This is a genomic window from Nocardia cyriacigeorgica (genome assembly GCF_010858045.1).
Classification (GTDB): domain Bacteria; phylum Actinomycetota; class Actinomycetes; order Mycobacteriales; family Mycobacteriaceae; genus Nocardia; species Nocardia cyriacigeorgica_E.
In genome coordinates this window covers 1-464 of record NZ_JAAGVC010000113.1, presented here as the reverse complement: position 1 = coordinate 464, position 464 = coordinate 1, and the positions used below count along the sequence as shown (strand labels likewise).

At 71.1% G+C, this 464-nt stretch carries 1 protein-coding gene; it reads right to left on the bottom strand.

Annotation, left to right across the window (positions count from 1 at the left end; genetic code table 11):
* Nucleotides 1-464 (bottom strand): hypothetical protein (locus tag GV790_RS28950; protein ID WP_375139441.1); only part of this gene is annotated, 464 nt, incomplete at both ends.

Genomic DNA, 464 nt, shown 5'->3' with positions numbered 1-464 from the left:
TGGGCGGCGCCGGCGGCGGCGCTGGTGAAGGTGTCGGCGGATAGTTCGAATTCTTCGCCGGTGATGGCGGCCATGGCGGCTTGGGAGCCGATGTCGGAGGCGACTTCGGTGGTGTAGTCGGTGGCGAATTGTTTGGCGCGGTTGCCGACGGTGTTGGCGAGGCCGTCGCCGGCGGTTTCGCCGACGCCGTTGGTGAGCCCGCCCTCGCGGCCGAGCCCGCCGGAGATGGCGCCGCCGATGGCGCCGCCGGTAGCGGATTGCCAGACGGCGGTGAAGTCGTCGCGGGAGAGTTCGCGGTCGCCTTTGGCGGCTTGGATCAGGCGGATACCGAGGTCGAGTCCGCCTTCTTCGAGGGCGCCGAGGGCGGCTTCTTTGACCACGCGGGTCAGGATGCGTTGCAGCAGTTGCCGCATGGTGAGCCGGATCGCGGCTTGGGTGGCGACGCGGGCGGCGGCGCCGGCGGC